This is a genomic window from Caldicellulosiruptor bescii DSM 6725, from assembly GCF_000022325.1.
GTDB classification, from domain to species: Bacteria; Bacillota; Thermoanaerobacteria; order Caldicellulosiruptorales; family Caldicellulosiruptoraceae; genus Caldicellulosiruptor; species Caldicellulosiruptor bescii.
Genome location: NC_012034.1, coordinates 1,475,657 through 1,497,753, shown reverse-complemented (window position 1 = coordinate 1,497,753; position 22,097 = coordinate 1,475,657). Strand labels below are relative to the sequence as shown.

Here is a 22,097-nt window from a genome sequence, read left to right as displayed (position 1 = left end):
TTCCTGTTAAAATTTTTTAACATATGATATGATAATTTATTGAGAGTATCAATAGCTACCACTTTTAAAACAATTATATCACAATACAATAGAGGTGATATGCTCTATGGCATTCAAATCTGGATTTGTTGCGTTAATTGGTCGTCCTAATGTTGGTAAATCTACTCTTATGAACTACCTTGTTGGTAAAAAGATCTCTATTATTTCTCCCAAACCGCAGACAACCAGAAACAGTATAAAGGGTATCCTTACCTTAGAAGATGCTCAGATTATATTCATCGACACACCAGGTGTTCATCCTCCAAAGAACAAGTTGGGTGAGTATATGGTAAAAGTGTCTGAGAAGACTTTAAAAGAAGTGGATTTGATTTTGTATATTGTAGAAGCAATCGACAATGGAATTGGACCATGGGATGAAGCAATAATAGAAAGGTTAAAGGAAGTGGAAACTCCTAAGATTCTGGTTTTGAACAAATCTGACCTTGCTTCAAAAGAGAATATAGAGATACTGAAAAGCATTTTCTCAACAAAACTGAATTTTGAATCTATAGTTGACATAGCCGCAATTAATGGGTACAATTGTGACCTGCTTCTTGACAAAATAAAAGAGCTACTTCCAGAAGGGCCAAAGTATTATCTTGACGATATGACAACTGATGTGAGAGAAAGCTTCATTGTAGCAGAGATTATAAGAGAAAAGATTTTGCTCAATCTTTCTGAAGAAGTACCGCACGGCGTTGGAATTGCGATTGAGAGGTTTGCAGAAAGAGAAAACAAGGATATACTGGATATTGAAGCCACCATCTATTGTGAAAAAGATTCGCACAAAGCAATAATTATTGGTAAAGGCGGTCAGATGCTTAAGAAAATTGGAATGCAAGCTCGGGAAGAGCTTGAGATGATATTCGGAATAAAAGTAAATCTTCAGCTTTGGGTAAAAGTTAAGAAAAACTGGAGAGATGACATCTCTGCCATGAAAATGCTCGGTTATAACCTTAAAGAGGTCTGAGGAATAGATGAAATTAATTAAAACTAAAGGAATTGTGCTAAAAGAGACAAACTTTGAAGAGTCGAGTAAGATTTTGACTGTGCTCACAAGCGATTTTGGCAAAATTCAAGTTTTATCGAAAAATTGTAGAAGGCTATTGAGTGTTTTGTCTGCTTGTTCTCAGCCGCTCATGTTCTGTGAGTTTGTTATAAGAAAAACAAAGGATATATACTCAATTTCTTCAGCATCTGTGATTGAATCATTTTTTGAACTGTCTCAAGATGTAAATCTTGCAATTTATTCGGGATATCTTATTGAACTTGTTGACAGTTTCTTGGAATTTGAACAAAAAAATGAGGATGTTTTAAGGCTTCTTTTAAACTCTCTTTATCTTCTGAAAAAAGGAAAGGACCCTGAAGTGGTCAGCAGGATATTTGAAATAAAAATTTTAGTATATACAGGCTTTTTCCTTCAATTTACCCAGTGTGTAAAGTGTCAGAGAAAGGACATTACAAGAGCGTTCTTTTCTTTCAAAGACGGTGGTCTTACTTGCGAAAAGTGCAAAGAAGAGAACGATATAGAAATTGAGATTGAAGTTGTAAAGAGTATTTTGGTTATTGTAGCAACCAACTTAAAAAAGCTCAACAAGATTTCGCTTGAAAGGTCTTTGAATAACAAGATAAAGACCATAACGCTACCATATATTAAAATGGTGCTGCAAAAAGATATCAAAATTCTTGATTTTTTTAGGTTTATACAATAAAATAAATTCGACTCTTGATAAAATAATAAAGTTTGAAGGTGGTAAGAGCAATATGGTGACAATGGATGAAATAGTTGCCCTTTGCAAACGTCGTGGATTTATATTCCAATCAAGCGAGATATATGGTGGACTTAATAGCTGCTGGGACTATGGTCCTCTTGGTGTAGAGATGAAAAATAACATAAAAAGACTGTGGTGGAAAGCAAACGTCCAGCTCAGAGACGACGTTGTGGGGCTTGACTCGAGCATCTTGATGAACCCAAAGGTGTGGGAAGCAAGCGGACACTTGAGCAATTTTTCTGACCCTATGGCTGACTGCAAGCTGTGCAAAAAAAGATGGAGAGTAGACCAGTTACAAGAGTATAAGTGTCCTGAATGCGGCGGTGAACTTACCGAGGCAAGGATGTTCAACCTTATGTTCAAAACATTTATGGGACCTGTGGAGGACGAGTCGGCAGTAGTATATTTGAGACCTGAAACAGCACAAGGTATTTTTGTAAACTTTGTTAATGTCCAGCAGACCATGAGAAAAAAGATTCCTTTTGGAATTGCTCAGATTGGTAAGTCATTCAGAAACGAAATCACTCCTGGTAACTTTATTTTCAGGACAAGAGAGTTTGAACAGATGGAAATAGAGTATTTTGTAAAGCCAGGGACTGATGAGTACTGGCACAAACACTGGATTGAGCAAAGGATAAACTGGTATTACAATCTGGGAATAAGAAAGGAAAACTTAAGAGTTCGTGAGCACGGCAAGGACGAGCTTGCACACTATGCAAAAGCATGTGTGGACATTGAATATTTATTTCCGATGGGATGGTCTGAACTTGAAGGTATTGCAAACAGGACAGACTTTGACCTAACACAGCATCAAAAATACAGTGGCGAAAATTTAACATACTTTGACGATGAGACAAAACAAAGGTATATACCATATGTAATTGAGCCATCTGCAGGCGTGGACAGATCTTTACTTGCATTTTTAATTGATGCATATGAATACCAGCAGATAGATAAAGATGACTTTAGAGTGGTACTTCACCTTCATCCTGCGATTTCGCCTGTAAAAGCTGCTGTGTTCCCGCTTATGAAAAAAGAAGAGCTTGTAAAAAAAGCAAGGGAAATTTACAATGAGCTTAAATATAAGTGGATTGTTCAATACGATGAAAGTGGTAGCATAGGTAAAAGATATAGACGACAAGATGAGATAGGAACACCGTTTGGGATCACAGTGGATTATCAGACTTTAGAAGATGAAACTGTTACAATAAGAGATAGGGATACAATGGAGCAAATAAGGGTGCATATAAAAGAGATAATTCCTTATCTTGAAGAAAGAATTGAGGTAAAGTTTTAAACAAAATATATTCTCAAACTGCAAAAATATGCTATAATATTTTATGTTGTAACATGCCAAGTTTCCCCTTTATATATTTTCCCTAATAAATTTCACATAGGAGGGATTTTAATTGAGCAAAAAGAAATATGTCTACATGTTCTATGAAGGCAACAAAGACATGAGAGAACTTCTCGGTGGAAAAGGCGCGAATCTTGCTGAGATGACAAATCTTGGACTTCCTGTTCCTCCTGGATTTACTGTCACAACAGAGGCTTGTACAAGATATTATGAAGAAGGCGAAAAGATAGCAGATGAGATTGTAGAAGAGATCTTTGAAAAGCTTGCTGAACTTGAGAAGATCACAGGCAAGAAATTTGGCGATCCAAGCAACCCACTTCTTGTCTCTGTTCGAAGTGGTGCAAGAGTTTCAATGCCAGGTATGATGGATACAATCCTCAACCTTGGTATCAATGATGAAGTTGTTGAAGGGTTAGCAAAACTTACAAACAATGAGAGGTTTGCATACGACTCATACAGAAGATTCATTCAGATGTTCTCTGACGTTGTTATGGGCATTGAAAAGAATAAGTTTGAAAAGATACTTGATGAAGTCAAAGAAAAGTATGGTGCAAAATACGATACAGACTTGACAGCTGAGCATTTAAAAGAGGTTGTTGTAAGGTACAAAGAGCTTTACAAAGCTGAAAAAGGTGAAGATTTCCCACAAGACCCTAAAGTTCAACTCTTAGAAGCGGTAAAAGCAGTTTTCAGGTCCTGGAATAACCCAAGAGCTATTGTATACAGAAGACTTAACGAGATCCCTCACGATTGGGGAACAGCTGTAAACGTTCAGATGATGGCATATGGTAACATGGGCAACGACTCTGGTACAGGCGTTGCATTTACAAGAAATCCTGCAACAGGTGAAAAAGAGCTTTATGGTGAGTTCTTGATGAACGCACAGGGTGAAGACGTTGTTGCAGGTATCAGAACACCACAGCCAATCTCTGCTTTGAAAGAGACAATGCCAGAAGTATACCAGCAGCTTGCTGACATTGCAAAGAAGCTTGAAACATATTACAAAGACATGCAGGATATGGAGTTCACAATTGAAAGAGGAAAACTCTATATGCTTCAGACAAGAAATGGTAAGAGAACTGCACAGGCAGCGCTCAAGATTGCAGTTGATATGGTAGAAGAAGGACTTATTACAAAAGAAGAAGCAATGTTAAAAGTTGACCCCAAACAGCTTGATACATTACTTCACCCAACATTTGAACCAGATGCGCTCAAAGCTGCAAAACCAATTGCAAAAGGTCTTCCTGCATCACCTGGTGCTGCAACAGGTAAGATTTATTTCACAGCTGAAGAAGCAAAAGCTGCTGTTGAAAGAGGAGAAAAGAAGGTTATTCTTGTTAGAACAGAGACATCTCCAGAAGACATTGAAGGTATGGTTGCAGCTCAGGGTATTTTGACATCAAGAGGCGGTATGACTTCACACGCTGCAGTTGTTGCAAGAGGTATGGGTAAATGTTGTGTTGCGGGATGTGGGGATATTACTATAAACGAAGAAGAGAAATATTTTACAACACCTGATGGAAAAGTTTACCGTGAAGGTGATTGGATTTCACTTGACGGTTCAACAGGATACGTATATGCTGGAGAGCTTCCAACAAAAGAGCCAGAGCTTACAGGCTATTTTGCAACATTTATGCAATGGGCTGACGAAATAAGAAGACTTAAAGTTAGAGCAAACGCAGATACACCAAGAGATGCTGCACAGGCAAGGAAGTTTGGTGCAGAGGGTATAGGTCTTTGCAGAACAGAGCATATGTTCTTTGAAGAGGATAGAATTCCTGCAATGAGAGAGATGATTGTTGCAAGAACAGAAGAGCAGAGAAGAAAAGCTCTTGAGAAGCTCTTGCCAATGCAAAGAGGAGACTTTGAAGCACTATTCAGAGAAATGAAAGGTTATCCTGTTACAATAAGACTTTTAGACCCACCACTCCATGAATTCTTGCCAAAAGAAGATGATGCTATAAGGGAGCTTGCAGCACAGATGGGCATTACCTTTGAAGAACTCAAGGCAATTGTTCAGAGCTTGCACGAGCTCAACCCGATGCTTGGACATAGAGGTTGCCGTTTGGCTGTAACATATCCTGAAATTGCTGAGATGCAGACAAGGGCTATTATCGAGGCAGCAATCAATGTAAAGAATGAAGGTATTGATGTTGTTCCTGAGATAATGGTTCCTCTTGTTGGTGAACTCAAAGAGCTCAAATATATCAAAGATATTATTGTAAAAACAGCAGAGAAAGTTATGGAAGAAAAAGGTGTTAAGATTGAATACAAAGTTGGAACAATGATTGAGGTACCACGTGCTGCACTTACTGCTGATGAGATTGCAAAAGAAGCTGAGTTCTTCTCATTTGGTACAAATGACTTAACACAGATGACTTTTGGTTTCTCCAGAGATGACATTGGCAAGTTCTTAAATGACTACTTTGAAAAGAAGATATTTGAAACAGACCCATTTGCAAGACTTGACGAAAAAGGTGTTGGCAAACTCATTAAGATGGCTGCAGAACTTGGAAGATCAACAAGACCAGACATCAAACTTGGTATCTGTGGTGAGCATGGCGGCGACCCATCCAGCATAGAATTCTGCCACAACGTAGGACTTGACTATGTATCATGTTCACCGTTCAGAGTGCCAATTGCAAGACTTGCAGCTGCACAAGCTCAGGTAAAATCAAAGATGAAAGCATTTATTGATAAATAATGTTACTGCAGAGAAGGGCAGGGGAGGGCGAAAAAATGCCTTCCTCTGCTTTTTTTGTATGTATACACTTGAATGGAGATAAAAAATGGTATAATATAATTGGGACTAAAAAGAAAGGTATATGGATAAAATTGTCCCGCTGGAGAATGAGAGAGTATGGAAAGTTATTTTGAATGTTTAAAGAAAATTGCTCCTGAAATAGTTGAAATTATTGAAAAAAGATACGAAATTCTCAAAAATATTAGCTATTATCAACCAATTGGGCGAAGAATCCTTGCAGAAAAGCTTAATCTCACTGAAAGAATTGTCAGAAATGAAATAGACATATTGAGAAATTTAGGGCTCATAAATGTAACTGAAAGTGGAACTATTTTAACAAATGAAGGCGAAGATATTCTTGAAAAACTTTCTAACATAGTATATGATATAAAGGGATTAGAAGATGTAAAGGCAAGGGTAAAAGAGATTTTAAAAGCAAAGGATGTATATGTTGTCCCGGGAGATGCTGATTTAAACCCTTATGTGCTAAAAGAAATTGGAATTTTGGCAAGTAAGGTCATTCTTACTTTGATAGAAGATGTAAAGATAATTGCTGTAACAGGTGGGCAAACTGTAAAAGAAGTTGTTGATAGTTTTCCAACATGTTCTTTTAAAGACATATTGGTTGTTCCAGCAAGAGGCGGGATAGGGCAGGAAGTTGAAAAACAGGCAAATACACTTGCGGCAAATCTGGCAAAAAAGATAAATGGTAGTTATAAGCTTCTTCATCTACCTGATACAATGGATGAAGAGGTTTACAATCTTTTGATTAAAAAAGAAGAGGTTCAAGAGGTTCTAAACGATATTAACAACGCAGATATGCTTGTATTTGGAATAGGAAATGCAATTGAAATGGCAAAGAGAAGGAAATTGAGCCAAGATATGATAGAAAAACTCAAAAAGGTTGGAGCAATTGGTGAAATATTTGGGTATTATTTTGACAAAGCTGGCAGGATTGTGTATTCGACCACTACAATAGGTATAAAACTTGAGAAAATTAAAAACATTAAATATATGATAGGAGTTGCAGGAGGTTCGCACAAAGCAGAGGCGATTTTATCGCTTGGAGAGATAAAAAACAATACCGTATTTGTTATAGACGAAGGAATAGCTAAAAGAATTATAAGTTTAGAAAAGTAAAAGGTAAGAGGCAAAAACACTGCAAGAGCAGGCAGCTTTTGCAGTGTAAGAATAAAAAAATAACGAAGGGATGGTAGGTAGAGATGGCTGTTAAGATTGGTATTAATGGTTTTGGAAGAATTGGTAGAAATGCTTTCAAAGCAATTTTGGCAAATTATCCAAATGAGTTTGAGGTTGTTGCGGTAAACGACCTGACAGACCCAAAGACATTAGCACATCTTTTAAAGTATGACTCCTGTTATGGTATCTTCAATGGCACAGTTGACTATACAGACACATCAATAATTGTCAATGGCAAAGAGATAAAGGTATTAGCTGAAAAAGACCCAGCAAATCTTCCATGGAAAGATTTGGGAGTTGAGGTTGTAATTGAGTCAACAGGTAGATTTACAAAGAAACAGGATGCTGAAAAGCACATTCAAGCAGGTGCAAAGAAGGTAATCATCACAGCTCCGGCAACAGATGAAGACATCACAATTGTTATGGGTGTAAATGAGGAGATGTACGACCCTGCTAAGCACCATGTAATTTCAAATGCGTCCTGTACAACAAACTGTTTAGCACCAGTTACAAAGGTTATTGACAAGCATTTCAAGGTAAAAAGAGGTCTTATGACAACAGTTCACTCATATACAAATGACCAACAGATTTTGGATCTCCCACACAAGGATTTAAGGAGAGCAAGAGCAGCAGCGCTTTCTATTATTCCAACAACAACCGGTGCGGCAAAGGCAGTAGCGCTTGTTCTTCCACATCTCAAAGGAAAACTCAATGGTTTTGCACTCAGAGTTCCAACACCAACTGTTTCTGTTACAGACGTTGTGTTTGAGGTTGAAAAGCCAACAACAAAAGAAGAAGTAAACAGCGTTTTGAAAGCTGCTGCAGAAGGCGAATTAAAGGGTATTTTGGGATACAGCGAAGAACCGCTTGTTTCTGTTGACTACAAAGGCGATCCAAGGTCTTCAATAGTTGATGCTCTCTCAACAATGGTTATCGAAGATACACTTGTAAAGGTTGTTGCATGGTACGACAACGAGTGGGGTTATTCCAACAGAGTTGCAGACCTTTTGAACTATATTGTTAGCAAGGGACTGTAATTTTAAATTAAAAAATAGCTATTAAGACTGGTCCGGGAAAGATTGTATAGCAGTAAATACCTTCCGGACCAGTCTTGATTTGAAAAATATATTTTGGGGTGATTGGAACAATGCCTAAGCTCAACAAAAAGACCATAAGAGATATAGATGTTAGTGGCAAAAGAGTTCTTGTGAGGGTTGATTTTAACGTTCCACAAGATGAAAATGGTAATATCACTGACGATAGAAGAATAAGAGAAGCTCTTCCTACAATAAAGTATCTCATTGACCACAACGCAAAGGTAATATTGGTATCCCATTTGGGAAGACCGAAGGGCAAATTTGACCCGAAATACTCGATGGCTCCTGTTGCAAAAAGACTTTCTGAGCTTCTCGGCAAGGAAGTTGTTCTTGCAAAAGACGTTATAGGCGATGATGCAAAAAAGTGTGTTGAGCAGATGAAAGAAGGAGATGTAGTTCTTCTTGAAAATGTCAGATTCCACAAAGAGGAAGAAGAAAATGATAGAGAATTTGCAAAGGCTTTAGCCTCGCTTGCAGACATTTATGTCAATGACGCATTTGGTACAGCTCACAGAGCACATGCATCAACAGCAGGTGTTGCAGAGTTCTTGCCTGCAGTTGCTGGATTTTTGATGGAAAAAGAGATAGAAATGCTTGGCAATGCTCTTGCAAATCCGCAAAGACCTTTTGTTGCAATCTTGGGTGGCGCAAAAGTTTCTGATAAGATTGGGGTTATTACAAATCTTCTTGAAAAGGTTGATAGTCTCTTAATTGGCGGTGCAATGGCTTATACCTTCTTGAAGGCAAAAGGATATAAAATCGGGAAGTCAAAATGCGAAGATGATAAGCTTGATGTTGCAAGAGAGATAATGAAAAAGGCAGAGGAAAAAGGAGTAAACCTTCTGCTGCCTGTTGGAAGCATAGTAGCAAAAGAGTTTAAAAATGATACAGAGTTTATGTACGTACCATCAGATGCAATGCCAGACGATATGATGGGTATGGACATAGGGAATACCACAATTGAGCTTTTCTCAAAAGAGATAAAGAAGGCAAAGACCATTGTTTGGAACGGACCAATGGGTGTATTTGAATTTCCAAACTTTGCAAAGGGAACAGAAGCTATCGCAAGAGCTGTTGCTGAGGCTGTTGAAGAAAATGGCGCAATTGCAATTATCGGTGGTGGCGACTCTGCGGCTGCTGTTGAAAAACTGGGGTTTGCTGATAAGATGACACATATTTCAACAGGTGGCGGTGCTTCATTAGAGTTCTTGGAAGGCAAAGTTTTACCAGGTATTGCATGTCTTCTTGATAAAAATCCAAGAAAAAAGATAATCGCAGCAAACTGGAAGATGAACAAGACTCCTATTGAGGCGAAAGAGTTTGTTGAAGAGCTGAAAAAATATATTGATGATGTTCAGGCAGAAGTAGTTATCTGTGCTCCATCAATTCTTGTTCCTTATGTTAAAGAAGCAATAGAAGGAACAAATATAAAACTTGGAACACAAAACATGTTCTATGAAGAAAAAGGTGCATATACAGGTGAGATCTCAGGTCCAATGTTAAAGGAAGTTGGAGTTGAGTATGTGGTAATTGGTCACTCTGAAAGAAGGCAGTACTTTGGTGAAACTGATGAGATTGTGAACAAGAAAGTGTTAGCAGCGCTCAAGTTCGGTATCAAGCCTATTGTATGTGTTGGTGAGACACTTAAGCAAAGAGAATATGGTATTACAGATGAGCTTGTAAGGCTTCAGGTCAAGATTGCACTAAATGGTGTCTCAAAAGAAGATGTTGAAAAGGTTGTCATTGCATATGAGCCTATCTGGGCAATAGGTACAGGTAAGAATGCAACACCTGAAGAGGCAAATAGAGTAATTGGGGTTATCAGAAATGTAATTGCAGAGATTTACGATGAAGATACTGCGCAAAAGGTTAGAATTCAGTATGGCGGTAGTGTAAACTCTGCAAATTCAGCAGACATTTTCAATATGCCAGAGATTGATGGAGGCTTAGTTGGCGGTGCAAGCCTTAATGCTCAGGAATTTGCAAAGATATTACACTACTAATTATGGCAAGTAAAGGGGAATAAGATGATGAAAAAACCTGTTGTTCTTATCATCATGGATGGTTGGGGTTACAACCCAAAGCAAGAGGGGAATGCTGTTGCTTTGGGTAAGACCCCCAACCTTGACTATTACAAAAAGAATTACCCATATACTTTGGTTGGTAGCAGTGGCATGGACGTTGGTCTTCCTGAAGGTCAGATGGGGAATTCTGAGGTAGGTCATCTAAATTTAGGTGCTGGGAGAATTGTGTATCAAGAATTCACAAGGATAACAAAGTCAATTAAAGATGGTGACTTTTTTGAAAAAGAAGAGTTTTTAATGGCAATAGAGAATTGCAAAAAATACAATTCATCCCTGCATTTAATGGGGCTTTTATCAGATGGCGGTGTTCACAGTCACAACACTCACCTTTATGCACTTTTAGAGCTTGCAAAGAGGCATAATCTTGAAAAAGTATATGTTCATTGTTTTTTAGATGGGCGTGATGTCCCACCTTCAAGCGCAAAAATTTATATTGAAGAGCTTGAACAGAAGATGAAAGAGATAGGTTGTGGCAAGATTGCAACAGTGATGGGCAGATACTATGCAATGGACAGAGACAAAAGGTGGGAAAGAGTAGAAAAGGCTTATAATGCAATGGTGTTTGGTGAAGGCGAATATGCAAGCTCAGGATTAGAGGCAGTTGAAAAGTCGTATGAAAAAGGCAACACGGATGAGTTTGTAATTCCGACTGTTGTACTTGAAAATGGAAAGCCAGTCGCAACAATAAATGAACATGACAGTATTATTTTCTTTAACTTCAGGCCTGACAGGGCAAGACAAATCACAAGAGCATTTTGTGATGTTGAGTTTGATGGGTTTGAAAGGAAAAAGGGATATTTTGAAGTGTTCTTTGTATGCATGACCCAGTATGATGTGACTATAAAAAACTGTCATGTTGCTTTCAAACCAGAGAACTTAACAAACACTTTAGGAGAATACCTTAGCAAGTTAGGGTTAAAACAACTTCGAATTGCTGAGACAGAAAAGTACGCTCATGTCACCTTCTTCTTCAACGGCGGTGTGGAAGTACCAAATGTCGGAGAAGACAGGGTTTTAGTACCATCACCAAAGGTGGCAACATATGACCTTAAACCTGAGATGAGCGCATATGAGGTAACCGAAGCTTTGCTTGAGAGGATAGAAAAAGATGAATATGATGTAATAATCTGCAACTATGCAAATGGTGACATGGTAGGGCACACAGGCATTTTAGAGGCTGCTATAAAGGCTGTTGAGGCTGTAGATAGCTGCATAGGAAAAGTTGTGGATAAAGTGTTGCAAAAAGGCGGCGTTGCAATAATAACTGCTGACCATGGCAACTGCGAGCAGATGATTGATTATGAGACAGGCGAGCCTCATACAGCTCATACAACAAATAAGGTGCCTTTGTATCTTGTTGGGTATGGCAATGTTAAATTAAGAGACGACGGAATTTTAGCAGACATTGCTCCGACAATCTTAGACATCTTAGGGTTAGAAAAGCCTTCAGAGATGAAAGGAAGTTCGCTTATTATTAAATAAATTCATTTTTAATAAATTCATTTATAGAGACTGCAAAAAATATTCAGAAGGAGGAATAAACGAATGAAAGTTGATCTTTCAATTACAGCTGTAAAAGCAAGAGAAATTCTTGATTCAAGAGGAAACCCAACTGTTGAGGTAGAAGTTGTTGTAAATGATGAATTTGTAGGTAGAGCCGCTGTTCCATCAGGTGCGTCAACTGGTATATTTGAGGCTGTTGAGCTAAGAGATGGTGATAAAAAGAGATATATGGGTAAAGGTGTTCTCAAGGCAGTTGAGAATGTTAATGAAGTTATTGCACCAGAGATTATTGGAATGAATGCTCTTAACCAAGTTGAGATTGATAAACTTATGATTGAGCTTGATGGAACAGAGAACAAGAGCAAGCTTGGGGCAAACGCAATTTTGGGTGTATCTTTGGCAGTTGCAAAGGCAGCAGCAAACGCACTTGGCCTTCCACTGTATCAATACATTGGCGGTGTCAACGCAAAATATTTGCCTGTGCCAATGATGAACATCTTAAACGGTGGTAAGCACGCTGACAACTCGGTTGATTTGCAAGAGTTTATGATTATGCCTGTTGGTGCAAAATCTTTTAGCGAAGCGCTCAGAATGTGTGCTGAGACGTTCCATCACTTGAGAAATGTGCTCAAAGCAAGAGGATACAACACAACAGTTGGTGATGAGGGCGGATTTGCGCCAAACTTGAAGTCTAACGAAGAGCCATTGGAAGTGATTGTTGAAGCAATAGAAAAAGCTGGTTATACTCCTGGTAAGGACATTGCAATTGCACTTGACCCTGCAACATCAGAACTTTACAATGAAGAGGATGGAAAGTATTATTTCGAAAGAGAAGGTAAAGTTAGAACAAAAGAAGAAATGGTAGAGTTCTGGGTAAAGCTTGTTGAGAAATATCCAATTGTTTCCATTGAAGACGGTGTTGCAGAAGAGGACTGGGAAGGCTGGAAGATGCTCACTGAAGCACTTGGTAACAAAATTCAGCTTGTTGGTGATGATTTGTTTGTTACAAATACAAAGAGGCTTGCAAAGGGAATTGAGCTTGGTGTTGCAAACTCAATATTAATTAAGCTCAACCAGATAGGAACACTTACAGAAACTTTAGAAGCAATTGAGATGGCAAACAGAGCAGGTTACACTGCGGTTGTATCCCACAGATCAGGTGAGACAGAAGATACAACAATTGCTGACCTTGTTGTTGCGGTAAATGCTGGTCAGATAAAGACAGGTGCACCGTCAAGGACAGACAGAGTAGCAAAATACAATCAGCTCTTGAGAATCGAAGAAGAGCTTGGTAGCGTTGCCGTATATCCTGGAATGAACGCATTCTTTAACTTGAAGAAAAAATAACTCCACAAAAATCCAAATATAAGATTTTGAATTCAAAACAGAATAAAGAGAGAGGGAAAGTGTTGAACTTTCCCTCTTTTCATTTTATAATATATTCAAACAGATTTTGTTGTGAATTTTATTTGAATCTTTTATAAATTGTGTTGAAATAAGTTTCAAGGAGGTTTGGAAAGATGAAAAGATTTATGGATGAGGATTTTCTCTTGAATAACAAGACTGCTAAAGTGCTTTACGAAAAATATGCAAAGGATATGCCAATTGTAGATTTCCACTGTCATTTAAACCCAAAGGAAATTTATGAAAATAAGACGTTTAAAAACATAACAGAGGTTTGGCTTGGAGGAGACCATTACAAGTGGAGGCTTATGAGAACAAACGGAATCGAAGAAAAGTATATAACAGGAGATGCAGATGACTATGAAAAGTTCTTGGCATGGGCAAAGACCATTCCAATGGCAATAGGAAATCCAATTTATCATTGGACACATTTAGAACTCAAAAGATACTTTGGAATAGATGATGTATTGAATGAAAGATCTGCACCTATCATTTGGGAAAAGACAAACAAAGTTCTCAAAGAGCTTGGTGCAAGAGATATAATTTTAAAGTCAAATGTAGAAATAATCTGCACAACAGACGACCCTATTGATACACTTGAGTATCATTTAAAACTGAAAGAAGATAAAGACTTCAATGTCAAAGTTTATCCTACTTTCAGACCTGACAAGGGTGTGAACATCGAAAGAGAAACATTCATCCCGTGGGTAAAAAAGCTTGCAGAGGTATATGGAAAAAAGATAGAAAGCTATGATGAGTTTTTAGATGCTCTAAAGTCAAGAGCAGAGTTTTTCCACTCTGTGGGGTGTCGTGCTTCTGACCATGCTATTGACGATATGGTTTTTGCCGATGCATCTTTTGATGAAGTAGCTAATATTTTCAAAAAAGCTTTAGCTGGTGAGAAACTTACAGAAATTGAATTTGCAAAATATAAAACGTATACATTGAGATTCTTAGGAAAGGTTTATTCAAGTCTTGGCTGGGCAATGCAGCTTCATATAAATGCTCTGAGAAACAACAACACACGAATGTTCAATATTTTGGGGCCTGACACAGGATATGATTCAATAAACGATGGTCATATAGCCTTTGCACTTGTTAAATTCCTTGATTCATTAGAGAAAGAAAATTCATTGCCAAAGACAATTTTGTATTCCTTAAATCCAAAAGACAACTATGTTCTTGCAACAATCATGGGATCTTTCCAAGGTGGTGGAATTCCTGGCAAGATGCAACTTGGTGCAGCTTGGTGGTTCAATGATAGCAAAGATGGCAACATTCAGCAGATGAAAGACCTTGCAAATCTTGGGCTTTTGAGCCGATTTGTTGGAATGGTAACAGATTCTCGAAGCTTTCTGTCTTACGCAAGACATGAATACTTTAGAAGACTTCTTTGCAATTTGATTGGCGAGTGGGTAGAAAACGGCGAATATCCTTATGATTTGGAAACACTTGGTAGAATAGTTCAAGACATCTGTTATTATAATGCAAAAGAATATTTTGGGTTTTAAAAGATAGATGAGGAAGACATAGGGTGGAATTGTATATTCCACCCTATTTTTATACTTCCATTTCCTATCACATTATTGATTGGTGAATAATACATCCAAACTTAATGTTGAATTTCACGTAAATATGTGATACACTATTTTACGTGGAGGTGAAATAATATGCGTAAATATCAGAATATTACTTTGTCTCTTCCTAAGGAACTTATTCAAAAGGTAAAACATATTGCTGTTGAAAGGAATACATCTATTTCTGCGCTGCTCACAAGCTTGTTAGAAGAACTTGTAAATAGAGAAGAGTCATATCAAAAAGTCTATTTACAACATCTTAAACTTTTAGAAGAAGGATTTGACCTTGGAACAGGTGGAGCAATCACGTGGAGGAGAGAAGATTTATATGAAAGAAAGTAACTATCAATTTGTTGACACAAATATTTTGGTCTATGCTTACGATAAATCTGCATGTGAAAAGCACGTAGTAGCTAAACAAATTGTGGAGAAACTTTGGAAAGAAAGAAGTGGTGCCTTGAGCACTCAAGTTCTTCAAGAGTTTTTTGTTGTTGTTACAAAAAAGGTTAAAAATCCTTTAAGTTTTGACAGCGCTTTTCAAATCATATCAGACTTAAAGTTATGGAAGGTAGCCACAATTGAAGTAGAAGATATTTTAGAAGCTATCAAACTTTCACAAAGATATAAAATATCTTTGTGGGATGCTTTGATACTTTGCAGCGCTATAAATTTGGGATGTTCAGTAATATGGAGTGAAGACTTAAATTCTGGTCATTATTTTGGGAAAATAAAAGTAGTAAATCCATTTTTGTCTTTAAGCACATAGTGAAAATTTGAAATAGATTACATTTCCTTGGTTGTTCTATTCTCTATTCTTTATCTTCCCTTACGTTTTGTTGCAGGTTTTCGCTAAAACAAAATTATAACACAATGAGGCTTTTTTGTTACTACATTTACTCTATGTGGTTATTTCTTTTATTAAACAAACGATATATTTTTCCTATTTTCAAACTTATCATTTTAAAAACTCAAGAAAATTTAAGAAAATTTAAGCTATTTAAAGAAAAGTATATTCTGAGCTCAAAATTTAGTTGAAAATGGGCTAAAAAAAACGGGATTGACAGAGTGAAAATGTATAAGATAAAATTTGCATAGAAATTCCAAGAAGAAGTTTACAGAAAAAATAGCTTGAGTACAAAACAGCCTAAATAAGAAAATAAAGAAGCAAATATATCAAAAATCAAGTGGGATGAAGAGATGAGGAAAAGATACTATTGTGTAAAGCAGCATGATATAACAGATTGTGCAGCAGCAAGCTTAGCAACAATTTGTTTGCAATATGGAAAAGAAGTATCGATAGCCAGAATAAGGCAGATGGCAGGGACAGACAGGTTTGGCACCACAGCATATGGAGTTGTAAAAGCGGCAGAAAAGCTTGGATTTGAAGCAAAAGCAGTCAGGGCAGAAGCAAAAGAAGCAATATTTGAAAAAATACCACTTCCGTGTATAGCACATGTACTGATAGATGGCAAGCTATTTCATTATGTTGTAATACATGAAATAAGAAAAGAAAGGATAGTAATAGCAGACCCGGCAAAAGGAATAGTTAAGCTAAATCCAGAAGAGTTTTTTAAGATATGGACAGGCATTTTGATACTTCATGGGATAGAAGTAGTAAAGGCGTTTAATATAGAAGAGGATGTAAATTTTAAGACAGAGAGCAAGTTTGTAAAGCTATTAAAAGATGTGTTTAAGGTAGCGAATTTAAACAATTTGCAGAGTAATATAAGCAGCGCAATAGCAGCGGTAGGAGTTATGGTAATACTATGGGTTGGTGCACACAAAGTAATAAATGGGCAGATGAGCATAGGGGAGTTGTTTACGTTCAATGCGCTGCTTGCATACTTTGTAGACCCGATAAAGAACTTGATAGGATTGCAGCCGATGTTGCAGACGGCGATAGTTGCAGCCGAAAGGCTGAGCGAAATTTTGGAACTTGAGAGTGAGTTTCAAGATGACGAAGAAAGGAAATTATCACCCAGTTTGAAGGGTGATATAGAGATAGAGGGTTTGAACTTCAGATACGGTACAAGACAGCTTGTGCTGAGGGATATAAATCTTAAGATAAGAAGAGGAGAGAAGATAGCGATAGTAGGTGAGAGTGGTTCAGGTAAGACCACGTTAGCAAAATTGCTTTTAGGATTTTATGATTATGAAAGCGGAGAGATAAGAATAAATGGCTATAACTTAAAAGATATAAACAAGAAGTATTTGAGGGAGAAGATAGCATATATATCTCAAGACATCTTTTTGTTCAGTGGTACGATATTTGAGAATTTGGTATTAGGCAACAGGAATATAAAAATGGAAGATATAATTGAAATAAGCAGATTAACCACACTGGATGAGTTTGTATCAAAACTTCCTTTGAGATACAATACCATGATAGAAGAGAATGGAGCTAATTTGTCAGGCGGGCAGAAGCAGCTAATAGCAATAACCAGGGCACTTTTAAAAAATCCTGAGATAGTGATAATGGATGAAGCGACCAGTAATCTTGATTCTGTAACCGAGCAGGCGATAGGAAAGGTAGTAGAGAAGGTATGTGAGGGGATAACCACTATAATAATAGCGCACAGGCTATCCACTATTTTGAAATGCGACAGGGTTGTGGTAATGCATGAAGGCAGGATAGTAGAGGTGGGAACGCATGAGGAGCTGATGAGAAAGAAAGGGTATTATTATAACCTGTGGAGAGAGCAACTGATGGGACTTGAACAAAAAGGGCTATGGGATTTGGTTGGGAGTGCAGCTGGAGGATGAGAGAAGTAATATATGATTTTAGTGAACTTAAGGAAAGCAAGCTTTTGTATGAATTAGAGATTCCAAGGTATGGACTTTTTATTACATATATTTTGCTTGCCTTAGTGATAGGGCTTGTTTTGTGGAGTGTGGTAGGAAAAATTGATATAAATGTAAAGGTCCAAGGAATAGTAAGACCATTAGAAGATGAAGCAAAGGTTGTAAGTTATGTTGGTGGGAAGGTAAAAGAGGTTTTTGTAAAAGAAGGTGAATATGTAAAGAAAGGTGATATTTTATTTAAGATTGATGATGAGGAGTATGTAAAGAAGAGGGATTTGTTGAAACAGCAACTTAGCGAATATGAGAAAAGGATTGATGATTTGAAAGAATTGAGAAAAAGCATAGAAAAAGGCGAAAATCTTGGGAATAAAAATAATGCATACTATTTTAGGTACTTGAGCTATAGTTATGAGATAAACAAGTTAAGAAAAGCAGCAGAAGAAGCAAGAGTACAAAGAGAATACAGTATAATGGATTTTAAAAAGCAGATGGAGAGTTTGGATGAGAAGATTAAAAATATTGATAAATTTGAAAGCACGTTAAAAGAAATAAAGGAAGTTGTAAGTAAAGGTGAGCAAGTTAAGATAGCAAAATACGACATAGGGTATTTGGAATTTATATTAAGTGAAATAGAAGTTTACAATCAGCAGGTGAAGACAAAATCGAATGGTAGTGATATACAAAAGAAGATTTTAATATCGAAGATAGATTCAAAGCTTGATGAGCTGAGGCAGTCAAAAAGTGAGATAATTTTACAGAAACAGAAAATAGAAGGGCAGCTGAAACTGCTAAACATTTCAGGTGATGATACAAAAGAAGAAATTGAAAAGTATAAGTTTGATATACTACAGCAGATTGATAATGAGATTAATAATTTAACCAGTGAAATAAAGAATTTAAAAATCAGTTTAGAGGAAACAGAGAGATTGATAGAGAGTTGTAGTATAAAAGCGGAAAAGGATGGATATGTGGTATATAGTAGCGAAATAGTCAGTGGCGCGATAGTAAATAGCGGAGCTGAGATTGGCAAGATAGTTGGCAGTGGGTCAAGAGGATTTAGGGTTATTGGATACATACCAAACACAAAAGGTGGTAGCATAGAAATAGGGCAATGAGCAAAGGTAAAGATAGCAGGAGCAGATGGGTTGAAAGTAGTGGAAGGAAAGGTTGTAAGGGTATCGCAGGATATAAAGGTAGCAAGCCAGAGTGGGCAAGGGTTTTATGAGGTTGAGGTAGAAGTAAAGAAAGTTCCAAAAGGTATTAATTTGAGGGCAGGGCAAGCATGTGAGATGAGCATAGTGTCTAAGCAGGAGCGGTTGATTGAATGGGTATTAGACAAGTTGGGATTGAGGTTATGAGGTGAGGCAACAACCTCTTTTTGCGGCCGCAGGAGGTTGGGATATAGTAAAAATAGTAAAAATAAAATTATACAAAAAGGAGGTTCGAGATGTTATGAATAATGATGTTTTGAGAAGCACATCTGCTCTAAAATTGAATGAGACAGAATTGCTAAACATTTCAGGCGGAAAATTAAGCTGGAACGATTTAGGTTTTTATCTTAGTGGACTTAGTGGAGGAGTAATAGGTGCTGCTATTGCTGGTGCAGTTGCGGGCACAGCGACAGCGGGGCTTGCTGGTACTTTTCTTGGTGGATTTATTGGGGGTGTTGGATATTGGATAGATATTGGATATTAGATCGGTTCTAAAAGGGTATATAATTTTGAAAGACAATGAATTAGAAAAAATAAATGGTGATGGGTTGCTCGGTATTGCAGCTGGTATGTTGTTAGGCTTTACGTATGGAATGGCTGCAGGGGGTATAATTGCTTATAATACTGGTGAAGTTAAGATATGTTTAAAACAGCGTGGACAGCTGCAATGGTAGGTGGAGCGGTGGGTAGCTTTCTCCCATTTTAATTATTGAAATGAAAGTAGGTGATAGATATTGCTTTTTAAATCGATTTTAAAATGTTTTGCATACTGTTTTGGTGCTTCAGCAGGAGTTGGTTTGTTTGTGTTGGTAGTATCAAAATTAAATGATTTGTATGTTAAGCCGGAAATTATATTAGTATTTGCTTTGATGATATTTTTGTGGTCTTTGACAATGGCAATTATTTTTGGTTACTTATGTGATCATGAAGTATATGTCTATAAAAAAGGTACTATATCAGAAAATGAATTAGAAGAACGAATAAAAAGAACAGGGTATTACACTAAAATTGAAAAAGATGCCAACAAAATTATTGCAACAACACCGCATAAGCTTACAAATTGGCTGTGTGGAAAAATAGTTATTGATATTAATGGAGAAGAAATAAGAATTGATGCGAGTAGAGGTTTTTTATATAAATATTTTAGACCAGTAAAAATGCACTAATAAATTCAAAATAAAAATTAAACCTCCAGAGTCTGTCTATTTATAACATAGAATAGACAGCCTCTTATAAATACAGAAAATTATGATAATGTTGGAGGATGAGAAACTTGCCAAAATTACTTTCAAATAAAGTAATAATTTATATTTTATTACTTATCACCGTTATTGCTAATTTGTGGCTTTTTATTTATAGTAGGCAGAAATATAATATTTTATTTCTTTTTGCAATACTTGTAGCATTTATGACTTCTTATGCGTTTTTATTGTCATCGAAAAATATATTTGTGATAGGTATAACTATTATAGCATATTTAAGTGTAGTTCAAGTTTTGAGAAATATATTTAATTTTTCAGATTTGTTAAATTTTATTTGTTTGTTACCGATCATTATATTCAATATAAGTATTATTCTTTATATTACAAAGAATAGAAGATTATATTATGATTATCTATCGTATTTTAAAAACATACTACTTTTATTATTTAACCATAAGGACAGATAATCTTTCTTGTTTTAGATAGATTCGAGACTTGATGAGCGGATAGAGCTAAAAAGTGAATGGAGTTTACAGAAAAATAGAATGGCAGCTGCAGTAGCGTGAGAGGCTTGTCAAGAATTTTTGTTTCCAAGACATAACATGAGTTGTAAAGTTAGGTTATATTATTTCGGAGTATGGAAGATTTAAAACTTTCAAAGTCTGGACAAGGGAACGCTCAAGAATAACCATTGAGGTACTTGCGACATAAGCAGGGAAGTAGATAAGCTATCAACTCTTTTGTAGCGGAAAGAAGAGAATAGAATGTCGGAAATTCTAAGGGCGTGTACGAGGAACAGAGATTTCAAGACACAAGGCAGGTGTTGCGAGTTTTACTTCAATAAAAACCATTGCCTTTGTCATTATTATTTCATTAGATATCAATGAGCTGGAATCTATATATGGTGGCGTGGATGGTAATTATTTATTTGCTGGTGCGATGGGCCTTATTATGGGTGTAGGATTAATTGCCGGTGCGTGTGTACCTGGTATAAATGTATTTGTAGCTGGAGCATTATTATATACAGGAAGTTGGTCTTTTTCCCTAGGTGTAACTTCAACTATTATAGGAATTGTAAAATAAAAGTATAAGTTCTGAAATAGTTTGATTCATATATATTTTATTTAGTGGTGGAGGATTATTGATATGTTAGTAGTTTTTTTTATATTATATTCTATTTTAGCCTTTTTATTTGTATTAGGAATAGTTAAGAGTAAAAAGAAATGGAGTAAAATTGCAATTATAATACCAATTTATTTGGAGTGTGTATCTTTATTTGCGGTTTACAAACAAAGTGTTGGCTTATATGGCTTAGGAGGTTTAGTAATATTTATAGTATTTTTGTTAAAAATACTAAGGATAATTTAAGATATTACAATTATACGTCGAACAGAATAATTCAAGGCTGCCAGTTGAGAAAGATCATTTCATATGTTCTGGAGCGAACTGGCAGCCTTGAAATTTTGTTATAATTGGAATTTTAAATATTTGACTTAAAGTAACTACTTTTCTAATATTAGAAAAGAAAGATTTATTAATGTTTATTAAATAAAGAAAAGATTAGAGTAAATAGATGGAGCAGAATTTATATTGGATAATTTTCATTTAGCAAGTGATATAACGAAAATAGCAGGAGGAAATAAAAAATTATTTAAAGAGATTTGTAAAAATAAAAGTATTAAATATTTTTTTGTATTACCTCTTAACATATAAACATTTGTTTGATATTCTTTATATAGAACATATTATCGGAGAGAATGAATATTTTATGAGAACAAAAGTTGTTATAAAAAATAAGTTTCGTTTTGGTATTGCATTGCTTCTTATAATGGTATTTGTTATAACAGTTTTGATGATTTCGATTGGAGAAGGGAAGGGCATTGATAAAGAAAAGAATATAAATTGGATATTTGTGAAGGTAAAAGAAGGAGATTCGCTGTGGACAATTTCAAAGAATTTTGTTGATGATAGCGTAGATATTCGTGATTATATCTCTTTTGTGCGAAAGATAAATAAGTTAGAAAATGCAATTTTGTATCCTGGGCAAGTGTTAAAATTTGTAGATGTAAAAACGTACAAACTTCTGTGCACAAAATAAAACCCCCT

Annotated in this window: 21 protein-coding genes; all 21 read left to right on the top strand. The window is 36.3% G+C overall.

What is annotated here, in order from left to right; all coding sequences use genetic code 11:
- Positions 1-106: 106 nt before the first annotated feature.
- On the top strand, positions 107-1,009 hold the full coding sequence (era, locus tag ATHE_RS07040) for a GTPase Era (protein ID WP_013430270.1): 903 nt from the start codon (positions 107-109) through the stop codon (positions 1,007-1,009).
- 7 nt (positions 1,010-1,016) lie between these two features.
- Positions 1,017-1,751 carry a DNA repair protein RecO gene (gene recO / locus ATHE_RS07035; protein WP_015907877.1) on the top strand — a complete coding sequence of 245 codons (735 nt, stop codon included), beginning with the start codon at positions 1,017-1,019 and terminating at the stop codon, positions 1,749-1,751.
- A 61-nt stretch (positions 1,752-1,812) separates the two neighbouring features.
- Positions 1,813-3,108, top strand: a complete 1,296-nt coding sequence (locus tag ATHE_RS07030) for a glycine--tRNA ligase (RefSeq protein WP_146128565.1) — start codon at positions 1,813-1,815, stop codon at positions 3,106-3,108.
- A 112-nt stretch (positions 3,109-3,220) separates the two neighbouring features.
- The gene (gene ppdK, locus ATHE_RS07025) at positions 3,221-5,872 is read left to right on the top strand and encodes a pyruvate, phosphate dikinase (protein WP_015907875.1); all 2,652 of its coding nucleotides are present in this window, start codon (positions 3,221-3,223) and stop codon (positions 5,870-5,872) included.
- A 156-nt stretch (positions 5,873-6,028) separates the two neighbouring features.
- Positions 6,029-7,051 (top strand): sugar-binding transcriptional regulator, encoded by a 1,023-nt coding sequence (locus ATHE_RS07020; RefSeq protein WP_015907873.1) that lies wholly within the window; start codon positions 6,029-6,031, stop codon positions 7,049-7,051.
- A gap of 83 nt (positions 7,052-7,134) precedes the next feature.
- On the top strand, positions 7,135-8,148 hold the full coding sequence (gap, locus tag ATHE_RS07015; RefSeq protein WP_015907872.1) for a type I glyceraldehyde-3-phosphate dehydrogenase: 1,014 nt from the start codon (positions 7,135-7,137) through the stop codon (positions 8,146-8,148).
- A gap of 110 nt (positions 8,149-8,258) precedes the next feature.
- Complete coding sequence (gene tpiA, locus ATHE_RS07010) at positions 8,259-10,211, top strand: triose-phosphate isomerase (protein WP_015907871.1); 1,953 nt, start codon at positions 8,259-8,261, stop codon at positions 10,209-10,211.
- A 24-nt stretch (positions 10,212-10,235) separates the two neighbouring features.
- Entirely contained in the window at positions 10,236-11,774 is a 1,539-nt protein-coding gene (gene gpmI, locus ATHE_RS07005; RefSeq protein WP_015907870.1) for a 2,3-bisphosphoglycerate-independent phosphoglycerate mutase, read from the top strand.
- A 63-nt stretch (positions 11,775-11,837) separates the two neighbouring features.
- Positions 11,838-13,142 (top strand): phosphopyruvate hydratase, encoded by a 1,305-nt coding sequence (eno, locus tag ATHE_RS07000; RefSeq protein ID WP_015907869.1) that lies wholly within the window; start codon positions 11,838-11,840, stop codon positions 13,140-13,142.
- A gap of 173 nt (positions 13,143-13,315) precedes the next feature.
- The gene (gene uxaC / locus ATHE_RS06995; protein WP_015907868.1) at positions 13,316-14,710 is read left to right on the top strand and encodes a glucuronate isomerase; all 1,395 of its coding nucleotides are present in this window, start codon (positions 13,316-13,318) and stop codon (positions 14,708-14,710) included.
- 159 nt (positions 14,711-14,869) lie between these two features.
- The gene (locus ATHE_RS06990) at positions 14,870-15,118 is read left to right on the top strand and encodes a DUF6364 family protein (RefSeq protein WP_013290458.1); all 249 of its coding nucleotides are present in this window, start codon (positions 14,870-14,872) and stop codon (positions 15,116-15,118) included.
- Positions 15,105-15,542, top strand: coding sequence for a PIN domain-containing protein (locus ATHE_RS06985; protein WP_015907867.1), 438 nt, complete (start codon positions 15,105-15,107; stop codon positions 15,540-15,542). The genes ATHE_RS06990 and ATHE_RS06985 overlap by 14 nt, the downstream gene beginning before the upstream one ends.
- A 431-nt stretch (positions 15,543-15,973) precedes the next feature.
- Positions 15,974-17,539, top strand: a complete 1,566-nt coding sequence (locus ATHE_RS06980) for a peptidase domain-containing ABC transporter (RefSeq protein ID WP_015907866.1) — start codon at positions 15,974-15,976, stop codon at positions 17,537-17,539.
- The gene (locus ATHE_RS06975; RefSeq protein ID WP_231503303.1) at positions 17,536-18,693 is read left to right on the top strand and encodes a biotin/lipoyl-binding protein; all 1,158 of its coding nucleotides are present in this window, start codon (positions 17,536-17,538) and stop codon (positions 18,691-18,693) included. The genes ATHE_RS06980 and ATHE_RS06975 overlap by 4 nt, the downstream gene beginning before the upstream one ends.
- Positions 18,694-18,723: 30 nt before the next feature.
- Positions 18,724-18,936 (top strand): hypothetical protein, encoded by a 213-nt coding sequence (locus ATHE_RS15015; protein ID WP_231503302.1) that lies wholly within the window; start codon positions 18,724-18,726, stop codon positions 18,934-18,936.
- Positions 18,937-19,030: 94 nt separating this feature from the next.
- Entirely contained in the window at positions 19,031-19,273 is a 243-nt protein-coding gene (locus ATHE_RS06970) for a hypothetical protein (RefSeq protein WP_143287407.1), read from the top strand.
- A complete protein-coding gene (locus ATHE_RS06965; protein ID WP_015907864.1) occupies positions 19,263-19,463 on the top strand; it encodes a hypothetical protein in 201 nt (66 codons plus the stop codon). The genes ATHE_RS06970 and ATHE_RS06965 overlap by 11 nt, the downstream gene beginning before the upstream one ends.
- A gap of 60 nt (positions 19,464-19,523) precedes the next feature.
- A complete protein-coding gene (locus tag ATHE_RS06960; protein WP_015907863.1) occupies positions 19,524-19,955 on the top strand; it encodes a hypothetical protein in 432 nt (143 codons plus the stop codon).
- Between the two features lie 945 nt (positions 19,956-20,900).
- Positions 20,901-21,074 (top strand): hypothetical protein, encoded by a 174-nt coding sequence (locus ATHE_RS14780; protein WP_156046818.1) that lies wholly within the window; start codon positions 20,901-20,903, stop codon positions 21,072-21,074.
- A gap of 63 nt (positions 21,075-21,137) precedes the next feature.
- On the top strand, positions 21,138-21,359 hold the full coding sequence (locus ATHE_RS06950; protein WP_015907861.1) for a hypothetical protein: 222 nt from the start codon (positions 21,138-21,140) through the stop codon (positions 21,357-21,359).
- Positions 21,360-21,759: 400 nt separating this feature from the next.
- Complete coding sequence (locus ATHE_RS06945) at positions 21,760-22,089, top strand: LysM peptidoglycan-binding domain-containing protein (RefSeq protein ID WP_015907860.1); 330 nt, start codon at positions 21,760-21,762, stop codon at positions 22,087-22,089.
- Positions 22,090-22,097: the final 8 nt, after the last annotated feature.